Source organism: bacterium (assembly GCA_030654305.1).
Classification (GTDB): Bacteria; Krumholzibacteriota; Krumholzibacteriia; order LZORAL124-64-63; family LZORAL124-64-63; genus PNOJ01.
In genome coordinates this window covers 1-2686 of record JAURXS010000055.1, presented here as the reverse complement: position 1 = coordinate 2686, position 2686 = coordinate 1, and the positions used below count along the sequence as shown (strand labels likewise).

Genomic DNA, 2686 nt, shown 5'->3' with positions numbered 1-2686 from the left:
GGGGGGGGGGGGGGTTGGGGCGATCGCCGGCGCGATGTCCACGCCCCGTCCACCGCTTGTCCACGGGTTTGTCCACGCCCGGTCCCCAGGAATTCGGGGGGACGGCGAAGTCCGTCTGTTTCGGGTCGCGCGCATCGCTTACCATGTCCGTCTTCGCCTCGCCCCGTCACTCAGAGCCCCGAGGTGCGGTCCCGTGGAACCCGAACTCAGCCCCCTGTCCCTCGGCCCCCCGCCCCGCGAGCCGCGCCGCGCCGTCGAGACCCGGCAACCGCCGCAGAACCTCGATGCCGAGCGCGCCATCCTCGGCGCGGTCATGCTGGACCGCGACGCGCTGGGCGTCGCGCTCGAGACGATCCGCAGCGACGACTTCTACCGCCGCGAGCACCGCGTCATCTTCGGGGTGATGTGCGACCTCTACGAGGGCGACCAGGCCATCGACGGCATCACGGTCGCCGAGGAGCTGGAGCGCCGCGGCGAGCTGGACAAGTGCGGCGGCAACGACTACCTCGCCGACATCATCGCCGCGACCGCCACGGCCGCGAACGTCGCCTACCACGGGCGCATCGTCCGCGACAAGTCGGTGCTGCGGGGGCTGATCCACGCCTCGGGCGAGATCACCACCGACGCCTTCGCCGCCCGCGAGGAGACCGACGCCATCCTCGACCGCGCCCAGACGCGCATCTACGCCATCGCGGAGAGCCGCGAGACGCAGGCCTTCGCGTCGGTCCGCGACGTCGTGCCGGAGGCCTTCCGGCGCATCGACGAGGCCTCGCGCTCCAAGAGCGACATCACGGGCCTGTCCACCGGCTTCGTGGAGTTCGACCGCATGACCGCCGGCCTGCAGCGCGGCGACCTGATCGTGCTGGCGGCGCGGCCGTCGATGGGCAAGACGGCGCTGGCGCTGAACGTCGCCTACAGCGCCGCGGTGAAGGACAAGGTGCCGGTCGCGATCTTCAGCCTGGAGATGGCCAAGGAGCAGCTCGTGATGCGCATGATCTGCGCCAGCGGCGGCTTCAACAACCACGAGCTGCGCAAGGGTCAGATCAAGCCGGAGCAGTGGCCGAAGCTGACCGAGGCCTGCAGCCGCCTGTCCGAGGCGCCCATCTTCATCGACGACACCAGCGGCATCGGCGTGCTCGAGATGAAGGCCAAGGCGCGCCGGCTCAAGCAGCAGCACGACCTCGGCCTGATCGTCGTGGACTATATGCAGCTGATGACCTCCACCTCGCGGGCCGAGAACCGGCAGCAGGAGATCTCGCAGATCAGCCGCAACCTCAAGGGCATGGCCAAGGACCTGGACGTGCCCGTCATGGCCCTGAGCCAGCTCTCGCGCGCCGTCGAGTCGCGCGGCGACCACAAGCCCATGCTCTCGGACCTGCGCGAATCGGGATCCATCGAGCAGGATGCCGACGTGGTCATGTTCATCTATCGTGAGGAGTACTACAAGCCGGACGACGAGACCGTGCGCAACAAGGCGACGGTCATCGTCGGCAAGCAGCGCAACGGGCCCATCGGCCAGTTCGACCTGCACTTCCACAAGTCGTTCACGCGCTTCGCCGACCTGCAGCATTGAGCGCGGGCGGCGGGCCGACGAGGGTGCCGACGCGATGACCCCACCCGGACTGCGCCGGATCACGGACCTGCCCCTGTTCCCGCTGCCCGACGCCTTCCTGTTCCCGGGCGCCCTGGTGCCCCTGCACGTCTTCGAGCCGCGCTACCTGCGCCTGGTCGACGACCTGCTGGACACCGCCGGGCGCCTGGCGCTCGGCTGCCTGGACCCGGCGGGGAGGCCGTCGTTCCGCGGTCCCGCCGTGCTGCCGTTCGCCGGCCTGGGCGAGATCGTCAGCCACCGTCGCCTCGACGACGGCCGCTACCTGATCTGGCTGCTGGGCCTCGACCGCCTGCGCATCGAAGAGGCGCCGAGCGACCGCCTCTACCGCCGCGTCCACGCCGAAATCCTGGACGACGAGCCCGGAGAGCCGCAGCGCGACGCGGCCCTGGCCCCGCGGCTGCGCGACGCCGTGGCCTCGCGCATGCTGCCCGGCGTGGAGCTCTCCGCCGGCCTGGACACCGGGCTGCTCGCCGACCTCCTCTTCCAGCACCTGCCGCTGTCGCGCGAGCGCAAGGCGTGGGCCATGGCCGAACGCCACGTGACGCGTCGCGCCGAGGCGGCCCTGACCTGGCTCGACGGGCTCGCCGACACGGCCGAAGCCTGAGCGCCGACGGGAGCCCCATGGACGACCTGACCCTCATCGACCTCGACCAGCCGCGCCGCGGCTACCGCAAGTTCATCAGCTGCTGGCTGCGGCGGCGCGGCGGCGAGGCCTACGTGGTGGACCCGGGCCCCGCGAGCACGATCCCGCACCTGACGTCCGAGCTGCGCCGCCTCGGCGTGACGCGCCTGGACCGCATCCTGCTGACGCACATCCATCTGGACCACGGCGGCGGCGCCGGCCACCTCGCGGCGGCCTTCCCGGAGGCGCGCGTCGTGGTCTGGGAGGAGGCGGCCCGCCACCTGGTCGACCCGCAGCGGCTGTGGGAGGGTTCGCTGCAGGTGCTGCGCGACCTGGCGCCGCTCTTCGGGCGACCGCTGCCGCTGCCGGCCGACCGCATCGACCCGCCGTCGTCGCTGGAGCCGCTGGGCATCCGCACCTTCCACACGCCGGGACACGCCGCCCATCACCAG

Annotated in this window: 3 protein-coding genes; all 3 read left to right on the top strand. The window is 71.7% G+C overall.

Annotation, left to right across the window (positions count from 1 at the left end):
* Positions 1–193 precede the first annotated feature (193 nt).
* The gene (gene dnaB, locus Q7W29_01460) at positions 194–1573 is read left to right on the top strand and encodes a replicative DNA helicase (protein ID MDO9170482.1); all 1380 of its coding nucleotides are present in this window, start codon (positions 194–196) and stop codon (positions 1571–1573) included.
* A gap of 34 nt (positions 1574–1607) precedes the next feature.
* Positions 1608–2216, top strand: a complete 609-nt coding sequence (locus Q7W29_01455) for an LON peptidase substrate-binding domain-containing protein (GenBank protein ID MDO9170481.1) — start codon at positions 1608–1610, stop codon at positions 2214–2216.
* Between the two features lie 17 nt (positions 2217–2233).
* Positions 2234–2686, top strand: a 453-nt coding sequence (locus Q7W29_01450) for an MBL fold metallo-hydrolase (protein MDO9170480.1), incomplete at its 3' end; no start/stop codon positions are given.